Raw genomic sequence first — 16,733 nt, 5'->3', positions numbered from 1 at the left:
TTTGCGGTCAACGCTTTTTCTGTTACATAGAAAATGTAAAAGGATGGATTAAGTTGCTAAGTAACTATTTTAATTATCATTATGGAGGTGATTACTTTACTCTATTTTCTTTTTCCCATATAGCCATGTTAATTATTGCCGTTTTATGTACAATGGCACTTTATTTTTTGAGAAATAATAGCAGTGTCCATTATATAAAATTATTTATTCTTTTTGGTTTAGTTGGTTCGGAGTTAACATTAAATATATGGTATTTATTAAATGGAGCTTGGGATATAGCGTATACCTTACCTCTACAACTATGCTCGATATCTTTATATTTAAGCATTTTTATGTTAATCACAAAAAAGTACGCTCTGTTTGAAATCACCTTCTTTTTAGGGATAGGAGGTGCTATTCAGGCCTTATTAACACCAGAATTGTTTTACGATTTCCCGCACTTTCGTTATTTCCATTTTTTCATCGCACACATATCAATTGTTTTAGCATCAGTCTATATGATCTTTGTGTTAAAATACAAACCAACTTTCAAGTCAGTTTGGAAATCGATACTAGGTTTAAATTTAATTGCCTTTTTTGTTTTTTTCGTGAATAAAGCAACAGGTGGAAATTATATGTTTTTATCAAGAAAACCGTCTAATCCAAGCTTAATTGATTATTTAGGCGATTACCCCTGGTATATCTTTTCCTTGGAGTTAATAGCGTTAATCACTTTTTTTATTTTATATCTACCATTCCAAGTACATTATTATATGAAGAAAAAGGACTAACGAAAAAATAGTCCTTTTTTCTTTATGAGATTGGATAGGAGAATTTTATTCCTTCAATTTCAGCGATATGAAGTGATTAAAAGCGATGTGGAACGATTTAATGCCTCTCAAAATCAAATGGTAGCGCTTTCTCTAACTATTTGGAGCTTATACGCATTAATTTCCGTATACCCCTTGAAACTAAATATACAGATGTTACGATACAAAGGTTGAAAGTACAAACGGAAATCAAAACTAATGAGGATGGTTTATGTGTTAAAACAAAAAACAATCGCATTTTTAGGTGCAGGTAATATGGCAGAAGCAATGATATCTGGAATGATTCAAACGGAAAAGGTACCAGCTAATCAAATCATTGTGACAAACAAATGCAATTACGATCGTTTAAATATACTTGAAGATAAATATGGAGTAAGAACTGCCCCAATAACAGAATTACCGTACAAAGAGATTGACTTTCTAATTTTGGCAATGAAGCCAAAAGGAGCAGAGGAAACACTTTCTACAATTAAAGATTTACTTCCTAGCAATCAGGTAGTAATTTCTGTGTTAGCGGGAATAACTACCTCTTTTATGGAAGAAAGACTGAACACTGGGCAAGAAGTAATTCGAGTAATGCCGAATACGTCAAGTATGATTCAAGAATCTGCTACCGCGATGTCATTGGGGACCTATACTAACGAGGATAATGCTGATGCAGTAAACGAATTGCTTGAATGTATGGGGGAAGTTTATGTCATTGAGGAAGATCAAATGGATATCTTTACTGGGATAGCAGGAAGTGGCCCAGCCTATTTCTATTATTTGATGGAGCAAATGGAGAATGTCGGAAAAGTTAGTGGAATGAATGATAAAATGGCTCGGAAAATTGCCGCACAAACAGTTTATGGCGCAGCAAAAATGATTATGGAAAAAGAAGAAGCGCCCGCAGAATTAATTGACAATATTGTATCCCCGAATGGTACTACTGCCGCTGGATTAGATGCACTTAAAAAGCATAACGGCGGGGAAGCAATCACACAAGCTATTAACAATGCAGCAAAACGTTCAAAAGAAATTAGTAAAGAACTTGACGGTGTTTTAGTTCCTTCCTAACAAACTTATAAAATTGAGCTGGACATAAGCATGGTGCTTATGTCCAGTTTTTGGTTTTATATATCACTTTTTTAGTTGGGTATTGACTATTAAGTGAAAACGCTTTATCATTACAATGTGTAACGGGTTACATAAAATGAATTGTTCCATATGTTTTTTATTTTCAGTAATATGTAACGGGTTACACAATGCGTGAGATTATATTCTATTTAGAGAGTGGTTTTAATATGGCTACCATCAAGGATGTTGCAAAGCTTGCGAATGTTTCAACGGCTACTGTTTCCCGTGTATTAAATAGTAATGGTTATGTGAATCATTCAACTAAAGTGCGTGTCAATGAATCTATTGAGAAGTTGAATTATCGGCCTAACGACGTAGCGAGAAGCCTTTTTAAGGGACGTTCAAAAATGATTGCATTATTTGTTCCTGATATTATGAATCCGTTCTTTCCTGAACTCGCACGCGCCGTAGAGGATATGACGAATCGACATGGCTATACATTTGTACTTTGTAATACCGATGACAGTATTGAAAAAGAATTGACTTATTTCAACGCACTTCAACAAAAGTCAGTTGATGGAATTATAGTAGTATCAAGTTCCATAACAAATAATTATTTAGATACAATTGATACGCCAATAATTGCCCTAGACCGTAAGTTGAGTTCTAGTTTACCATCAGTTACGGTTAATAATCGTGTAGGTGCAAGAGAGGCTGTTCGTCATCTAAAGGCGACGGGATGTAAGCGTATTGCACACCTATGTGGTCCGGATTCTGTCAGCAATACAACACAAAGGATGCGAGGATACTTAGATGAAGTAAAAGATACAGAATGGTTCTTGTCTAGTTATATTGCCTCCGGTGAGTACAATTTTGAAAAGGCCATGGAAGCAACGACGGCATTGCTTACGGCTCATCCAGAGATTGACGGGATATTTGTTGCGAATGATGTAATGGGTGTAGGTGCGCTTAAGGCTGCTGAAGCATTAGGCATACATGTGCCTAATGAATTATCAATTATTGGTTACGACGGGATTGCACTCGGCAATACGACAACACCTTCACTTACAACGATGGCACAGCCAATATATGAGATAGGCACACGTGCTGCAGAAATGTTAATAAAACAAATTAATGATCCAAGTCATAGACCAAAAAATGAAGAATTGTCTGTGCGACTAATTGAGCGGCAATCAACAAAAGCAAGGAGGTAATAACATGCTGAAAAAGCCAATTGTCTGTGTGGTAGGAAGTATTAATATGGATTTAACTGTTTCTACTAAAGAAATGCCGATGCAGGGGGAGACCACTATAGGTGGAGAGTTTGCTACCTATCCAGGTGGAAAGGGCGCAAATCAAGCAGTTGCTGCAGCTCGACTTGGTGCGAATGTAAATATGATAGGAGCGGTTGGTAAAGATCCTTTTGGTGAAACGCTTTTAAAGCATCTTAAATCAGAGGGAGTTTCAGTGAGTGGCATTCACACAATTCCTGATATAGCGACAGGGGTAGCAACTATTATTCTGACGGAAAATGATAACCGAATTATAGTTTCTTCTGGTGCGAATCGAATGGTAACCCCAGAAGTAGTAGAGCTTTACCGTTCTTTAATTGAAGAAAGTGATGTACTTTTACTTCAACTTGAAATTCCAATTGAGACAGTTATGTATGCTGCCAGGCTTGCGCATGCATGTAATATTCCAGTGGTTGTTAACCCTGCACCTTATCAAGATCTACCAATTGAATTAGTAGAAAAAGTAACGTATCTAACCCCTAATGAAATTGAAAAGGAGTCAATGAAAAAGCATTTTAATACTTCTTCTAATAGGAAAACCATCACAACACGTGGGGATAGTGGAGTGCAATTTTTTGAAGGTGATGAAAAAAAATATCTACCAAGCCATCATGTAAAGGTAATAGATACAACTGGAGCAGGTGACACGTTCAATGGTGCCCTTGCCCTTAAACTTGGAAATGGTGAGAAAGTTAGTGACGCAATTATGTTTGCAAATGCTGCCGCCGCTTTATCCATAACAAAAGTTGGTGCACAGGGAGGTATGCCAACAATGAAGGAAGTAGAAGAATTTTTACGGGAGGAAGTTAAGTAATTGAAGAAGTCAGGCATTTTAAATCGAGAAATTGCAGCAGTACTTGCACGGATAGGACATACAGATACAATTGTTATCGCAGATTGTGGACTGCCAATATCAGAGGATGTACAATGTATCGATTTATCAATATCACTTGGAACACCAAGCTTTTGGTCGGTATTACAAGCTATTTTGGATGATATGGAAGTAGAAAGTTTGACAATGGCAACAGAAGTTAAGGGTGAAAACGATGGATTACTTGAGAAGGTTAAATCATCTTATCGAAATATACCGATCGAGTACGTGTCACATGAAGATTTAAAAGCGGCTATTCCACGTGCAAAGGCTGTGATTCGTACTGGGGAAGCAACACCTTATGCAAATGTCGTATTGCATGCGGGCGTAATTTTTTAAACGAATGGGGTGATAAAAATGACTGTAACACCTTTTATTCAAATGGAAAATATTGAAAAGTCATTTTCGGGGAACCAAGTATTAAATAATGTTCATTTTGAGGTGTTAGCTGGTGAAGTCCATGCATTAATGGGTGAGAATGGTGCGGGTAAATCTACATTGGTTAAGGTATTAACTGGAATTCATACTCGTGACAATGGATTAATAAAGGTAAAAGGTGAGGAAGTAGATTTTTCAAGTCCAAAACAGGCGGAAAAAAAGGGGATAGTTGTAATTCATCAAGAATTAAATATTATCCCACATTTGACTGTTGCAGAAAATATGTTTTTAGGAAAAGAATTGACATTTGGTAAAACAGGGATTTTAAATAAAAAAGAAATGAAAAAGCAAACAGAGACAAGCTTACGTCAATTGGGTGTGACGAACATTCAACCAGATGATTCAGCTGGGGACTTGTCGGTGGGTAAACAACAGATGATTGAAATTGCACGCGCTCTAGCAACTAACGCTGGACTGATTGTAATGGACGAGCCCACAGCTGCTTTAACAGAACGAGAAATCAAAAATCTTTTCAAGGTAGTTGGGTCTTTACAGAAAAGAGGAGTTGGAATAATCTATATTTCCCATAGAATGGAAGAAATTTTCACCATTTGCGATCGGATAACTGTATTGCGTGATGGTCAGTACGTTGGCACAAAAATTATCTCGGAAACAAGTTTCGAAGCGATTGTGAAAATGATGGTAGGCCGAGAACTTGGAGAACGCTTCCCCACGAGAACCGGAAATATTGGTGATATAATTTTTGAAGTAAAAGATTTGAAGCGAAAAGGTATATTCCAAAACATTAATTTTAATGTAAGAAAAGGCGAAATTCTTGGTGTCTCAGGGTTGATGGGAGCAGGTCGAACAGAAATTATGGAGACTGTTTTTGGATACGCAAAGAAAGGCATGGGCATTGTCACATTAGATGGAAAAACCCTAACAATTAATCATCCACTCGACGCCATTCGTGCAGGTATAGGATTTATTACGGAGGACCGGAAAGCAAAAGGGTTAGTTTTACATTCATCTATCCGTGAAAATATTTCACTTACAAATATGAAAGCGATTTCTAACAATGGCGTTATTTCATCATCAAAAGAAAACAATCTAATTGAGAATTTGATTGCACGCCTTAATGTGAAGACTACTGGTGGGGAGCAAGAGGTGAGGTCATTAAGTGGTGGTAACCAACAAAAGGTTGTTATAGCAAAATGGCTTGGAATTAATCCAAAACTTCTCATTCTTGATGAGCCAACTCGGGGTGTGGATGTAGGTGCAAAAAAAGAGATCTATACCATTATGAATGAACTAACTGAAAAAGGTGTAGCTATTATCATGATTTCATCTGAACTTCCGGAAATTCTAGGTGTTAGTGATCGTATTATGGTTATACATGAAGGTAAGATCACACGTACATTTGAACGACATGAAGCCGACCAGGAAAAAATTATGACAGCGGCAACTGGGGGAGTGAAACATGATGAAAAGACTACTAGTTACTAACTTTGCTAAAATTGGTCCATTTATAGGACTCATATTAATAATGATTATACTAGGCTTTCTAAGTGATGATTTTTTTACTTTTGATAATATTTTAAACCTGTTACGACAGGTATCGATAAATGCTTTAATCGCATTTGGTATGACGTTTGTTATTTTGACTGCTGGAATTGATTTATCTGTTGGTTCTATTTTGGCATTAGGTAGTGCACTTACGGCAGGAATGTTGACAAGTGGAATGGATCCACTTCTAGCTGTATTTGCCGGTTTATTGATAGGTTTAGCATTAGGTGCAGTAAATGGCCTCATTATTACTAAAGGTAAAGTGGCACCATTTATCGCTACTTTAGCCACCATGACTATTTTTAGGGGGGCAACACTTGTTTACACAGATGGGCGACCAATTACAGGTTTATCTGATAGCTTTACATTTGAAATGATTGGTCGAGGCTATGTTTTTGGTATTCCTTTCCCAGTAATAGTGATGTTAGGTGTATTTCTTATATTATTCTTTGTTCTTCGTAAAACAGTTTTTGGAAGACAAGTGTATGCAGTTGGGGGAAATGAAGAAGCTTCAACACTTTCAGGAATTAAAGCTGATCGTGTGAAAATCTGGGTATATTCATTAACTGGTATGTTGTCTGTATTGGCAGGAATTATTTTAACGAGTCGTTTAAATTCTGCACAACCAACCGCTGGATCAATGTATGAGCTAGACGCAATCGCAGCAGTTGTTATAGGTGGTACAAGCTTAATGGGTGGTCGTGGCCGAATCGTTGGTACTTTAATAGGGGTATTAATTATCGGGGTTTTAGATAACGGTTTAAATTTATTAAATGTGTCATCGTTTTATCAACAAATTGTTAAGGGTGGCGTAATTCTACTCGCCGTATTGCTTGACCGCAGATCTAAATAGGGAAGTATGCATCTCAATAAAAATTCTAGGAGGAACACACATGAGTAAATGGATGAAAACATTGGGGCTATTAGTATTATTATTGGTTCTTGTCACAGCTTGTTCAACTGAAAAACCAGGTTCATCAGAGGAGTCAGATGGAGCAAGTGATAGTGGATCAGAAGACAAGGTGAAAATCGGATTATCGATATCTACATTAAACAACCCATTTTTTGTATCATTGCGTGATGGTGCGGAAGCAGCAGCAAAAGAAGCTGGTTATGAAGTCCTTACTTCAAATGCTCAAAATGATGCAGCAACGCAGTTAGGTGATATTGAAGATTTATTACAACAGGAAATAGATGTACTTTTAATAAACCCTACTGATTCAGCAGCTGTATCTTCAGCAATTCAATTGGCAAATGATGCTGACGTTCCAGTAATCACAGTTGATAGAAGTGCCGAGAGTGGCGAAGTTGTTACACATATTGCGTCAGACAATGTAGCAGGTGGAGAGATGGCAGGAAAATTCATTGCCGAACAACTTGGGGATAGCGGAAATGTAGTCGAATTAGAAGGCATTCCAGGTGCATCGGCAACTCGCGAACGTGGAGAAGGATTCCATAATATTGTCGATGCAATTGATGGAATTAAAGTGGTAGCAAAGCAATCTGCTAACTTTGACCGAACAGAAGGTCTAACTGTTATGGAAAACATTATTCAGAGCACAGATCAAATTGATGCAGTATTTGCTCATAATGATGAAATGGCACTTGGTGCAGTACAAGCTTTAGAATCAAATGGCATGTTAGAGGAAGTCGTCATAGTTGGTTTTGACGCAACAGATGATGCCCGTGCTGCGGTTAAAGACGGACGAATGGATGCAACAGTTGCTCAACAACCAGAACTAATTGGACAAAAGGCTATTGAAGCGGCAGGAAAAGTTGCTGCGGGAGATAAAGTAGAAGAGTTTATACCAGTAGAATTACAACTAGTAACTAAATAAATAATAAGTGATTAGGTCATCTTAACAGGTGGCCTTTTTTTACATTACTGCCGATTGATTTCTTGACTTTCTCGATTAACTTTCCGCTGCTGATGATCAACTTCATCGGATAATATTGTATTAACAAATATAAAAAGAAAGCCTTGCCATTCTAAGTTATCTGAAATAAAATAAAAGGAAGAAAATTCATTTAAAAAGGGTGGGCATATGAACATGCAGACAAATAGAGACACGTCACTTTCTAATATGTTAGAACGCGCACGTAGAAATACGCTAGGAGATTTACTAGCGCGGACAAGGGATCGGAATCCTGATAAGCTGGCAATTATCTATCAAGAACACCGCCTTTCCTATGCTGATTTGGATGCTATGGTGAATCAGACAGCACACGCTTTTTTAGAAAGAGGAATGCAAAAAGGTGACATGATTACAGTTATGTCTAAGAATAGCTTGGATTTCGTCGTAGTTAACTTTGCCTTAGCGCGTATAGGAGCTGTAATGATTCCCATTAACTACATGCTTTCAGTAGAAGATGTTCAGTATATTTTAGAGCATGCGGAAGTTAGTGGTTTTATAGCGTCAGAAGAATTCGCTCCAGTTCTGGACAAGTCATCAGAAACACTTGGAATTAACCACCGTTACTTAATGGATGTCCCAGCAGATTTCGAAAAACAGGTTGAGGTATCTAATTGGGAGTTATTGTCGGTTCTTAAGAGAGGTCAGCCTATTGATTTCGTTGACGCGGAACTTGCTGATGATGATCTTGCTCATGTTTTATATACAAGCGGTACAGAATCACGACCAAAAGGGGTTATGCTCACACATAAAAGTTTAGTAAGTGAGTATGTAAGTTGTATAGTTGATGGAAAAATGGAGGAACAGGACATTGCAATCCACGCATTACCGCTTTATCATAGTGCTCAATTACATGTATTCTTAGGGCCGAGTATTTATCTTGGTTCAAGTGGGATAGTTCTTGGCGCCGCTAGTCCCGAAGTAATATTAAAAACTATTGAAGAAGAAGGTGCGACACAGTTGTTTTGTCCACCTACAGTTTGGATAGCGTTATTGCGTCATCCGGATTTTGATAAAAAGGATCTGTCCACATTGGAAAAGTGCTATTATGGCGCTGCTATTATGCCCCGTGAAATCTTAAAAGAATTAGCTGAACGTCTGCCAAACGCAAAGTTTTGGAACTTTTATGGGCAAACAGAAGTTGCTCCACTTGCAACAGCATTACAACCGGAGGATCAGCTACGAAAACTTGGATCCGCAGGGAAAGCATCATTAAATGTACAGACGAAAATAGTTGATGATGAAGATAATGAGGTACCACGAAATGAAATTGGTGAGATTGTTCATCGCACCCCCCACACAATGAAAGGTTATTTACATGATCCAGAAAAGACAGCAGAAGCTTTTCGAGGTGGTTGGTTTCACAGTGGAGATCTGGGTATAATGGATGATGAAGGATATATTACAATTGTCGACCGAAAAAAAGACATGATTAATACAGGTGGTGTGAATGTTTCTAGTAGAGAAGTCGAGGAGACGATTTATCAACTAGACGGTGTTTCTGAGGTAGCGGTGGTTAGTATTCCTGATGCATATTGGATTGAGGCCGTTACTGCAATTATTGTACCAAAAAAAGATGCGAGTATAACGAAAGATGATGTTCTTAATTTTTGTAAATCAAAACTATCTACATTTAAAGTGCCAAAATATGTGGATTTTGCAAAAACCTTGCCCAAGAATCCAAGTGGGAAAGTTTTAAAGAGAGCATTACGTGATGAGTATGAGGATCTTGGTGAGAAATAGAATTGCATAAATGAATGTTGAAATTGAAACACTACCAAATGGAGGTGTTTCAAGTGAGTGAAAAAAATGACAACTATAACAAGCGAAGAGTAAATTCAAGTGTAAACCCACAAGGTAATACAGAGGACGTGGCAAATCAAAGGCCACATTCAGACTTAGAAGACAAAGCTAAAAAGACGAATACAAAAAGATGAATATTTGGGTAAAATTTCTATTGTCATTTTGAATGGTAAGGTGTAAGATATATATAAGCTACATTGTTCGTATTAATTTAAGTTTTAACCTCTAACATTATAATAGGGAGTTTTATATAAGAACTGAAATGTCGAGCCTTCAATGAGAGGAAGACAGGAAGGTTTTTGCAAACACCCACTTTGAGGAGTGGTGGTTTAAAACTTTTTATCTGAAATACGGCAATTGTGGCTTATAACTTTTAAAATTAACGTAGACCAGTTTCCTAGAAGGGAGCTGGTCTTTTTCTATGTATAAGCATTTATAGCAGTAGAGGAAAAAAATTAAGGATCCCTTATATAACTCAAACTTTTCATGATGGATAAAAAATTAGTATTATCTAATGTTGGTTTTGTAATGTATGATGAAACCAAAGAGAGGAGAGGGGTACATGTCTTTTCAATATGAAGCTATTGATCATATTCAGCTTGCGTCGCCAATAGGAAGTGAAGACTTGGCAAGGGAATTCTTCGTTGAATTACTCGGATTTCAAGAGATAGAGAAACCAGATGTGTTGCGTGAAAACGGTGGTGTATGGTTTATGACGGGTACTATTCAGTTACATATAGGGGTGGAAGACACCTTTAGTCCAGCAAAAAAAGCCCACCCAGCATTTCGTGTGAAAAGCATTGATAAACTTAAGGAGTATCTAAGCGGGAAAAGTGTAAAGTATCAGGATGATGATCGACTTCCTGGTGCGAATAGGTTTTACTTAAATGATCCATTTGGAAACCGATTAGAATTTTTGGAGTGGAACGCGTAAGATGGCTAAACATCTTGGAAGAGTAGTTAGGTTACAAAAAACGCTCAGATTAAATTCTGAGCGTTTTAGTTGAATCACTTACCGAAAAACTCGGTCGGGGTATTTTAAAATATTAGTTGTTTATATAACGTTCAAAAACGTAGCCAAAATCCTTCACACTGTACTTATCTTTATTTTCAATAAGCCAATCAAAAGCAGCTTCATTGATTTCTTTAAACTCATCGGACAATTTTGTTTCATTGCTTCTACTATTACTTAATGTCGAGGAAGCAAAATCAAGGCTTTGTCGTGAATAGTTAATATAGGTTTCATTATTCTTGATTGTTTCTGAAATCATGATTAGTGCTTTGTATAAATCTTTAAGTTCATCCAAGTGATCCTTATGAACATCAATGTTGTGAAAGTTTTGACCCATTTTGAATTGAATTTCGACATCTCTATCCAATGTTCCAGCTGTTTCTAAGGTAACATCCGAAATAGTATTGTAGCGGTAATCAAAACGACGAAGCGTACGTTTTTTACTTGCAGCACTTGTTCCGTCCACATGAATTAATGCTTTGTTTGTGAAACAATATTCATCTGAACGCGATTTAATCAAAAAGAATATTTTTTCATCGTCCTCATGCATAACGTAATCATCTGAGTCAACCTTATCATAATCTACCGGTTTGATTACTTTTCCAACATCACTAATACCAAGTACATCTGACGCTACTTTTCCAAACATTTTACCAATCCCCTCACCTGAAAAAATTGTGAATACATTCATATTTATTGTATCATACTCGAGTATAATTAATCGTAACCATATGTTATGATCTTTCAAGAAACGAAGAAATTCACCGTTTATCATTTGATGACTTTTTGAACAACCTCTATAAGAAAAAGATTAAGCCACTATCATTGACAGTACTAGCACAACTTCCATATAATGCTTACCATGCAGATCTACAACTGAAAGAGCGTGGGGGATGAGGAGGAAGAAGTTTTGAAAAAGGATTATACAGGGGATGTTAAAAATATAAATAAATTTCCAATTGTTGCAGTGCTACTCTCTGGCGCTTTTATTGCTATTTTAAATCAATTATTATTAGCTACGGCAATTCCACATATTATGGAAGATTTGAATCTTACGGAAAATACAGCTCAATGGGTAACGACTATTTTTATGCTGGTTAATGGAATCATGATACCTATTACAGCTTTTTTGATTGAGACATTTACAACGCGTAAATTATTTTTATCAGCAATGATCATTTTTGCAGTGGGTACACTCGTTTGTGCACTCTCCCCAAATTTTGCTGTTTTAATGGTAGGAAGAATCATCCAGGCTTCTGGGGCAGGAATTATGTTGCCTTTAATGATGACAATATTTTTACTGATTTTCCCTATTGAAAAGCGTGGATCCGCAATGGGAATGGTAGGATTAGTTATTTCCTTTGCCCCAGCAATTGGACCAACATTATCTGGGTGGATTGTTCAGCATTATCCATGGAGATACCTATTTTATATTATTTTGCCATTTGCAATCATTGATATTGTTATCGCATATTTCGTGATGAAAAATGTTACAACTAGAACATTCCCTAAAGTAGATTATTTATCCATTGTGTTGTCTACACTTGGTTTTGGTGGTTTGTTATACGGGGTTAGTAGTGCGGGTAATTACGGATGGACAAGTATTTATGTGATCTTATCGCTTGTTATTGGTGCAATCACACTTACCGCTTTTATAACTAGGCAGTTTAAGTTGAAGCAGCCAATTTTAGAGTTTCGTGTATTTAAATACAAAATGTTTACCATTACGACTGTGATTGGAATGATTGCCTTTATTGGGCTTATTGGTGCAGAGACAATACTTCCAATTTATATGCAAAATATGGCTGGCTTTACAGCTATTGAATCAGGAATTATGATTATGCCAGGAGCATTGTTGATGGGTTTCATGTCACCAGTTACAGGAAGGATATTTGACAAAATTGGTGCCCGTTGGCTAGTCATCACAGGTTTAACGATTGTAACGGTGACCTCCTTTTTGTTTACGGATTTATCAGCAAAGACATCATTGACCTATTTAACTGTCGTTTTTGCTATACGGATGTTTGGTATTTCAATGGTGATGATGCCTGCAACTACTGCTGGACTTAACCAGTTACCAAACAAGCTTATCCCACATGGTACAGCGATGAACAACACGATGCGTCAAGTTGCTGCATCTATTGGAACGGCTGTACTGATTACGATCATGACAGCTGCAGCACTTAATTCTGGTGATACAAGTGGACTTATTCATGGTGTGAATATTGCTTTTTATGTAGTGACTGCCCTAACTTTGATTGGGCTAATTTTATCCTTCTTTATAAAAGGGACGACACCAGCTCAGGAGCGAGAAGCAATGGCACGTGCAGAAGAAAGCGCATAGATTAAAAAAGGAAAATATAAGTTTTGGCGTTTATCTGTCTAGCTCCAGCGCCTAGACACTAGGAGACATAAGCAGTTCGCGTACGCGCGAGCAAAGCACCATACTGCACTGCACCGCTCTGCTTATGCTTGTCGTGTCTTTCAAGGCGCTTGCGCTTTTCTTATTCCCCGGAAACCTTTTTATAAACAAGCATTTTTTTTCGATCTCCAAGTGATGATAGTACGCTATGTAAAATCATTCCTACTACAACTAATCCCATCCCAATGAATGAAATCCCACTTGGTAACGGTGCGCTTAACAATAATAGTTCGCCAAATAGGGCAAAGACAACTTCTCCAGACTGGGTTGCTTCAATTGCTGCAAGCTTGTGATTATCGTGATTGACAAGTTCAGTAGCATAGAAAAATAATACGGTTGCAATAACACCTGAAGAAACGGCGACAATAAATGTTTGCAAGACTTGACTTGAGCTAGGGGCGCCTTGTGTTGCCATTCCATAAATAGATAAGAATATCCAAAATGGCATACTTGCAATTGTCATTCCTAAAATGCGCTGAAACGTGTTCAATTCACCATTCACAACTTGCATCATTTTGCGATTACCTAGTGGAAAGGCAAATGCAGAAATAATAATCGGAATTACACACAGTACAACATTAATGATTGGAACAGACGATGCGTGTTCTAACTGCATGAGAAAAACACCGGCAAGTATTACTAACGATATAAGTAGGCTTTGCATTGGGATTCGCTGGTTCTTTTTTTTATTTAAAAAAGGTACAAGGAGAGAACCCGCGATAATCGTAATTTGAAAAGTTGCTGCGATAAGCCAACCTGGTCCATAGATAGTTGCAAATGTAAGTGGTGCGTAAAACAAGCCAAATCCAACTGAACTCCAAATGATCCATGGAAGTGGTTGATTTTTAATATGTCTGAACACAGGCCTGACATTTCGTTTATATCCAACTATTATGAGCAATAGAGGAAGCATGAAGAAAAAGCGCAACGTAGCACTCCATACCCAACTGCCACCATCAAGTTCCATTGCTCGGTTCAATACAAATGTAACAGAAAAAAATAAAGCAGAAAGAATACCAATTAACGTTGCCTTCATTATGTCACCTCAAATTTATTTAGCATCCTCTTGAATAGTGTAAATGTAATCATATCAAATTATCACTTCATTTGGATACATGTTTTCATGCATAAACCGTTAGTTTTTTCCAAAAACTAACTAGATAAAAGGAAAGGAGAGAATAAGTATGTCAAAAAATCCAAAAGGTCCAAAGCAACAGGAAGAACCTAATTTACCAAAAAGTCCTAAGCAACCGTATGGTGAACCGTTGAGTGGCTCGCATAAAGTGAAAAACAAGAATCATTCAAGGCAGAAAAATGACGCATCACATGATATGTAGAAACTAGTAAAGGCAGTCATATGGCTGCCTTTTTTTACTGGATATTATATAAGTGGGATTTATTTTGGCAGTAAGAAAGTGTAAATCCTTTCTTACTGCATAAGTGCAACTAAGCCTTTCGCTATTAGGCTTGGCGATAAGACAAGTTTTCTAATATGTTGAAAACAACACACCTAGTACGAGATAATAAAGAAAGAAATCGTATAATGAGGAGGGGCAGCATAATGCCAACCAAACTTATTGGTCTAAACCCAATAATTTCGGATAACCCGAAAATATTAATTGTTGGCTCCATGCCTAGTGCTATATCTTTGGAAAATCAACAATATTACGGAAACCCGCGCAATCATTTTTGGGATATTTTGTATGAACTATTTAATCAAAAGGCTTTAATTGATTATCAAGATAAAACTAAATTTGTAAAACAAAATCATCTTGCATTATGGGATGTAATTGGTGCGTGCTATCGTAAAGGTAGTCTGGATAGCAACATTACAGAAGAAGAGCCAAATGATATTCCTGGACTACTTAAGATACATCCGACTATCCGACTCATTGCTTGTAATGGGACAAAGTCTTTTCAAACATTAAGGAAAAATGTGGGGAAAGATGAGCTGAATCATGTAGATGTTATCAAACTACCCTCGACTAGTCCTATCCCAGGAAGATATACGAAAACCTTTGCAGGAAAGGTGGAAGAATGGAAGCAAATTTTGGGGTATCTAAAGTGAAACACAAAATTATTGTTAAAAAAAACATAAAGTGAACCTTCATTCAGTTGGGTTTTCTTTCTTCCCTCACTAAATGCTAGTTGAACCAATCGGGCTTGAACGGGCAGTAAAAAATGCTTGGATGATTAGAATAATCCAAGCATTTTAGTGACTATTTAATTTTAATCACAATTTTTCCTTTTGCATGATGGGATTCACTTAGCTTATGTGCTTCTTGTAAGCCTTCTTGGGTGAAAGGGAATGTATGACCGACATTTGTTTCCACTTGTTCTCTTTTGATTAAATTGCCAAGTTCTGCGAGTTGTTTGCCATTAGATTCTAACCAGTGAAATCCCGCAGTGATACCTTTTGCCTTTCCCTTTTCTTCATCTGGAGGTTGAACAATCGAAACTAATTTTCCGCCTTTTTTCAATACATCAAAGCTTCTTTCCTGAATTTCACCGCCCATGGTGTCTAAAACGATGTCAAATTCTTTGATCACATCTTCAAAGTTTTCTTCCTTATAGTTAATAAACTCATCTACTCCAAGTTCCTTTAGAAACGCTTCATTTTTCCCACTAGCAGTTGAAGCTACATGCGCTCCAAAGCTTTTGGCGATTTGAATGGCAAAGTTTCCGACACCACCTGAACCAGCATGAATTAACACCCTGTCATCGGATTTTATATTCGAAAAATCAACGAGACATTGCCAAGCGGTAAGTCCAGCTAAAGGAACAGATGCAGCTTCATCAAAGGAAAGATTTTCTGGCATTTTTGCTAAAAGGTCCTCATCCACTGATGTATATTCAGCATACGTACCACCAGCTGTTGTCTCAGGCCTTGCAAATACATAATCGCCAATTTGGAAGTTTGTCACGTTTGCTCCAACCTCTTTAATAATTCCAGCGGCATCCCATCCCAAAATAATCGGAAATTCGAATGGGAGTTTTTCTTGTAAATATCCTTCACGTAACTTCCAGTCGATTGGGTTAATTGAGGTCGCATGAAGTTCTAGCAATACTTGATTATCTTCTATAGTAGGCATTGGAACTTCTTTCTCAATCAACTGATCTGAAGAACCATATGATTCAATAATAATTGCTTTCATTTAATGAAACCTTCTTTCGGTGTAATAATCTGTATATAGGGTAAGATTTAGTAACTACCTATATAGAATATGATAAACTAACAACTTTCACTTTCCCACTATATTGTTTTTACACTGATGTAAAACTTTAGGTATACAGGTTTTGTCGAATAGTGGTGGAAAGCAAGGAAGGTTAATGTATAATATAATAAAGCTCAGATTTAGTGGGGATTATACTAACTATTTATCTTGGTATCATGATAGTTAAAACAACTTAATTATTTAGTTGTTTTTTCAGAATGAATGAATAAAATAAAAAGGTGAGCCGGAAAAAGGAGTCGTAAGCTGCAACTTACGACCCCGAACAGATTACTGCAAGGTGCGACGGCTTCATACTTTGGGATTGAAAAAAGTAATCATCCAGTATCTACGATGTACTTACTTTTTTTCACGGCTGTTCACAATTAACAACACAAG

Annotated in this window: 17 protein-coding genes and 1 other RNA gene; 15 read left to right on the top strand and 3 right to left on the bottom strand. The window is 37.0% G+C overall.

Going from position 1 to position 16,733, the window contains the following annotated elements:
* Nucleotides 1-53 precede the first annotated feature (53 nt).
* The 12 genes from CFK40_RS17465 to CFK40_RS17415 all read left to right on the top strand — a co-directional run bounded on the left by CFK40_RS17465 (nt 54) and on the right by CFK40_RS17415 (nt 10,622).
* The gene (locus CFK40_RS17465; RefSeq protein WP_227001816.1) at nt 54-770 is read left to right on the top strand and encodes a YwaF family protein; all 717 of its coding nucleotides are present in this window, start codon (nt 54-56) and stop codon (nt 768-770) included.
* A gap of 243 nt (nt 771-1,013) precedes the next feature.
* Nucleotides 1,014-1,865, top strand: coding sequence for a pyrroline-5-carboxylate reductase (proC, locus tag CFK40_RS17460; RefSeq protein ID WP_168927259.1), 852 nt, complete (start codon nt 1,014-1,016; stop codon nt 1,863-1,865).
* A gap of 227 nt (nt 1,866-2,092) precedes the next feature.
* A complete protein-coding gene (locus CFK40_RS17455; RefSeq protein ID WP_089533671.1) occupies nt 2,093-3,079 on the top strand; it encodes a LacI family DNA-binding transcriptional regulator in 987 nt (328 codons plus the stop codon).
* 7 nt (nt 3,080-3,086) lie between these two features.
* Complete coding sequence (gene rbsK, locus CFK40_RS17450) at nt 3,087-3,971, top strand: ribokinase (RefSeq protein ID WP_089534438.1); 885 nt, start codon at nt 3,087-3,089, stop codon at nt 3,969-3,971.
* Complete coding sequence (rbsD, locus tag CFK40_RS17445; protein ID WP_089533670.1) at nt 3,972-4,367, top strand: D-ribose pyranase; 396 nt, start codon at nt 3,972-3,974, stop codon at nt 4,365-4,367.
* 18 nt (nt 4,368-4,385) lie between these two features.
* Nucleotides 4,386-5,912, top strand: a complete 1,527-nt coding sequence (locus tag CFK40_RS17440; protein WP_089533669.1) for a sugar ABC transporter ATP-binding protein — start codon at nt 4,386-4,388, stop codon at nt 5,910-5,912.
* Nucleotides 5,890-6,825 (top strand): ABC transporter permease subunit, encoded by a 936-nt coding sequence (locus tag CFK40_RS17435; protein WP_089534437.1) that lies wholly within the window; start codon nt 5,890-5,892, stop codon nt 6,823-6,825. The genes CFK40_RS17440 and CFK40_RS17435 overlap by 23 nt, the downstream gene beginning before the upstream one ends.
* A gap of 40 nt (nt 6,826-6,865) precedes the next feature.
* Nucleotides 6,866-7,810 (top strand): ribose ABC transporter substrate-binding protein RbsB, encoded by a 945-nt coding sequence (gene rbsB / locus CFK40_RS17430; protein ID WP_089533668.1) that lies wholly within the window; start codon nt 6,866-6,868, stop codon nt 7,808-7,810.
* A gap of 213 nt (nt 7,811-8,023) precedes the next feature.
* Nucleotides 8,024-9,628, top strand: a complete 1,605-nt coding sequence (locus tag CFK40_RS17425; protein WP_227001815.1) for an acyl-CoA synthetase — start codon at nt 8,024-8,026, stop codon at nt 9,626-9,628.
* A gap of 53 nt (nt 9,629-9,681) precedes the next feature.
* Nucleotides 9,682-9,822, top strand: a complete 141-nt coding sequence (locus tag CFK40_RS20825) for a small, acid-soluble spore protein L (RefSeq protein ID WP_227001814.1) — start codon at nt 9,682-9,684, stop codon at nt 9,820-9,822.
* 52 nt (nt 9,823-9,874) lie between these two features.
* Nucleotides 9,875-10,058, top strand: a non-coding RNA gene (gene ssrS, locus CFK40_RS17420) — 6S RNA.
* A gap of 192 nt (nt 10,059-10,250) precedes the next feature.
* Nucleotides 10,251-10,622 (top strand): VOC family protein, encoded by a 372-nt coding sequence (locus tag CFK40_RS17415; protein WP_089533667.1) that lies wholly within the window; start codon nt 10,251-10,253, stop codon nt 10,620-10,622.
* Between the two features lie 112 nt (nt 10,623-10,734).
* Here the strand turns inward: CFK40_RS17415 and CFK40_RS17410 are convergent, their stop codons facing one another.
* The gene (locus tag CFK40_RS17410) at nt 10,735-11,349 is read right to left on the bottom strand and encodes a PH domain-containing protein (RefSeq protein WP_089533666.1); all 615 of its coding nucleotides are present in this window, start codon (nt 11,347-11,349) and stop codon (nt 10,735-10,737) included.
* 261 nt (nt 11,350-11,610) lie between these two features.
* On the opposite strand from CFK40_RS17410, the gene CFK40_RS17405 reads away from it, so the two are divergent.
* Nucleotides 11,611-13,044, top strand: a complete 1,434-nt coding sequence (locus tag CFK40_RS17405) for an MDR family MFS transporter (RefSeq protein WP_089533665.1) — start codon at nt 11,611-11,613, stop codon at nt 13,042-13,044.
* Nucleotides 13,045-13,204: 160 nt separating this feature from the next.
* On the opposite strand, the gene CFK40_RS17400 is transcribed toward CFK40_RS17405, so the two are convergent.
* A complete protein-coding gene (locus tag CFK40_RS17400; RefSeq protein ID WP_089533664.1) occupies nt 13,205-14,158 on the bottom strand; it encodes a DMT family transporter in 954 nt (317 codons plus the stop codon).
* Between the two features lie 148 nt (nt 14,159-14,306).
* Here CFK40_RS17400 and CFK40_RS17395 point away from each other — a divergent pair, with 148 nt between their 5' ends.
* Together CFK40_RS17395 and CFK40_RS17390 are read left to right on the top strand one after the other, a co-directional pair.
* The gene (locus CFK40_RS17395; RefSeq protein ID WP_089533663.1) at nt 14,307-14,459 is read left to right on the top strand and encodes a small acid-soluble spore protein P; all 153 of its coding nucleotides are present in this window, start codon (nt 14,307-14,309) and stop codon (nt 14,457-14,459) included.
* Between the two features lie 224 nt (nt 14,460-14,683).
* The gene (locus CFK40_RS17390; RefSeq protein WP_089533662.1) at nt 14,684-15,190 is read left to right on the top strand and encodes a DNA-deoxyinosine glycosylase; all 507 of its coding nucleotides are present in this window, start codon (nt 14,684-14,686) and stop codon (nt 15,188-15,190) included.
* Between the two features lie 151 nt (nt 15,191-15,341).
* Here the strand turns inward: CFK40_RS17390 and CFK40_RS17385 are convergent, their stop codons facing one another.
* The gene (locus CFK40_RS17385) at nt 15,342-16,277 is read right to left on the bottom strand and encodes an NADP-dependent oxidoreductase (protein ID WP_089533661.1); all 936 of its coding nucleotides are present in this window, start codon (nt 16,275-16,277) and stop codon (nt 15,342-15,344) included.
* Between the last annotated feature and the right edge of the window lie 456 nt (nt 16,278-16,733).

It is taken from the genome of Virgibacillus necropolis, from assembly GCF_002224365.1.
In the GTDB taxonomy this organism is placed as follows: Bacteria; Bacillota; Bacilli; order Bacillales; family Amphibacillaceae; genus Virgibacillus_F; species Virgibacillus_F necropolis.
Note: the sequence above shows the minus strand (reverse complement) of the source record. Positions and strands in the feature narration are given on the sequence as shown.

What these genes read in the sequence shown, in the direction of transcription:
- proC (WP_168927259.1), top strand. Translation starts at nt 1,014, where the DNA reads ATGGTTTATGTGTTAAAACAAAAAACAATCGCATTTTTAGGTGCAGGT.
- CFK40_RS17455 (WP_089533671.1), top strand. Translation starts at nt 2,093, where the DNA reads ATGGCTACCATCAAGGATGTTGCAAAGCTTGCGAATGTTTCAACGGCT.
- CFK40_RS17440 (WP_089533669.1), top strand. Translation starts at nt 4,386, where the DNA reads ATGACTGTAACACCTTTTATTCAAATGGAAAATATTGAAAAGTCATTT.
- CFK40_RS17435 (WP_089534437.1), top strand. Translation starts at nt 5,890, where the DNA reads ATGAAAAGACTACTAGTTACTAACTTTGCTAAAATTGGTCCATTTATA.
- rbsB (WP_089533668.1), top strand. Translation starts at nt 6,866, where the DNA reads ATGAGTAAATGGATGAAAACATTGGGGCTATTAGTATTATTATTGGTT.
- CFK40_RS17425 (WP_227001815.1), top strand. Translation starts at nt 8,024, where the DNA reads ATGCAGACAAATAGAGACACGTCACTTTCTAATATGTTAGAACGCGCA.
- CFK40_RS17415 (WP_089533667.1), top strand. Translation starts at nt 10,251, where the DNA reads ATGTCTTTTCAATATGAAGCTATTGATCATATTCAGCTTGCGTCGCCA.
- CFK40_RS17410 (WP_089533666.1), bottom strand. Translation starts at nt 11,349, where the DNA reads ATGTTTGGAAAAGTAGCGTCAGATGTACTTGGTATTAGTGATGTTGGA.
- CFK40_RS17400 (WP_089533664.1), bottom strand. Translation starts at nt 14,158, where the DNA reads ATGAAGGCAACGTTAATTGGTATTCTTTCTGCTTTATTTTTTTCTGTT.
- CFK40_RS17395 (WP_089533663.1), top strand. Translation starts at nt 14,307, where the DNA reads ATGTCAAAAAATCCAAAAGGTCCAAAGCAACAGGAAGAACCTAATTTA.
- CFK40_RS17390 (WP_089533662.1), top strand. Translation starts at nt 14,684, where the DNA reads ATGCCAACCAAACTTATTGGTCTAAACCCAATAATTTCGGATAACCCG.
- CFK40_RS17385 (WP_089533661.1), bottom strand. Translation starts at nt 16,277, where the DNA reads ATGAAAGCAATTATTATTGAATCATATGGTTCTTCAGATCAGTTGATT.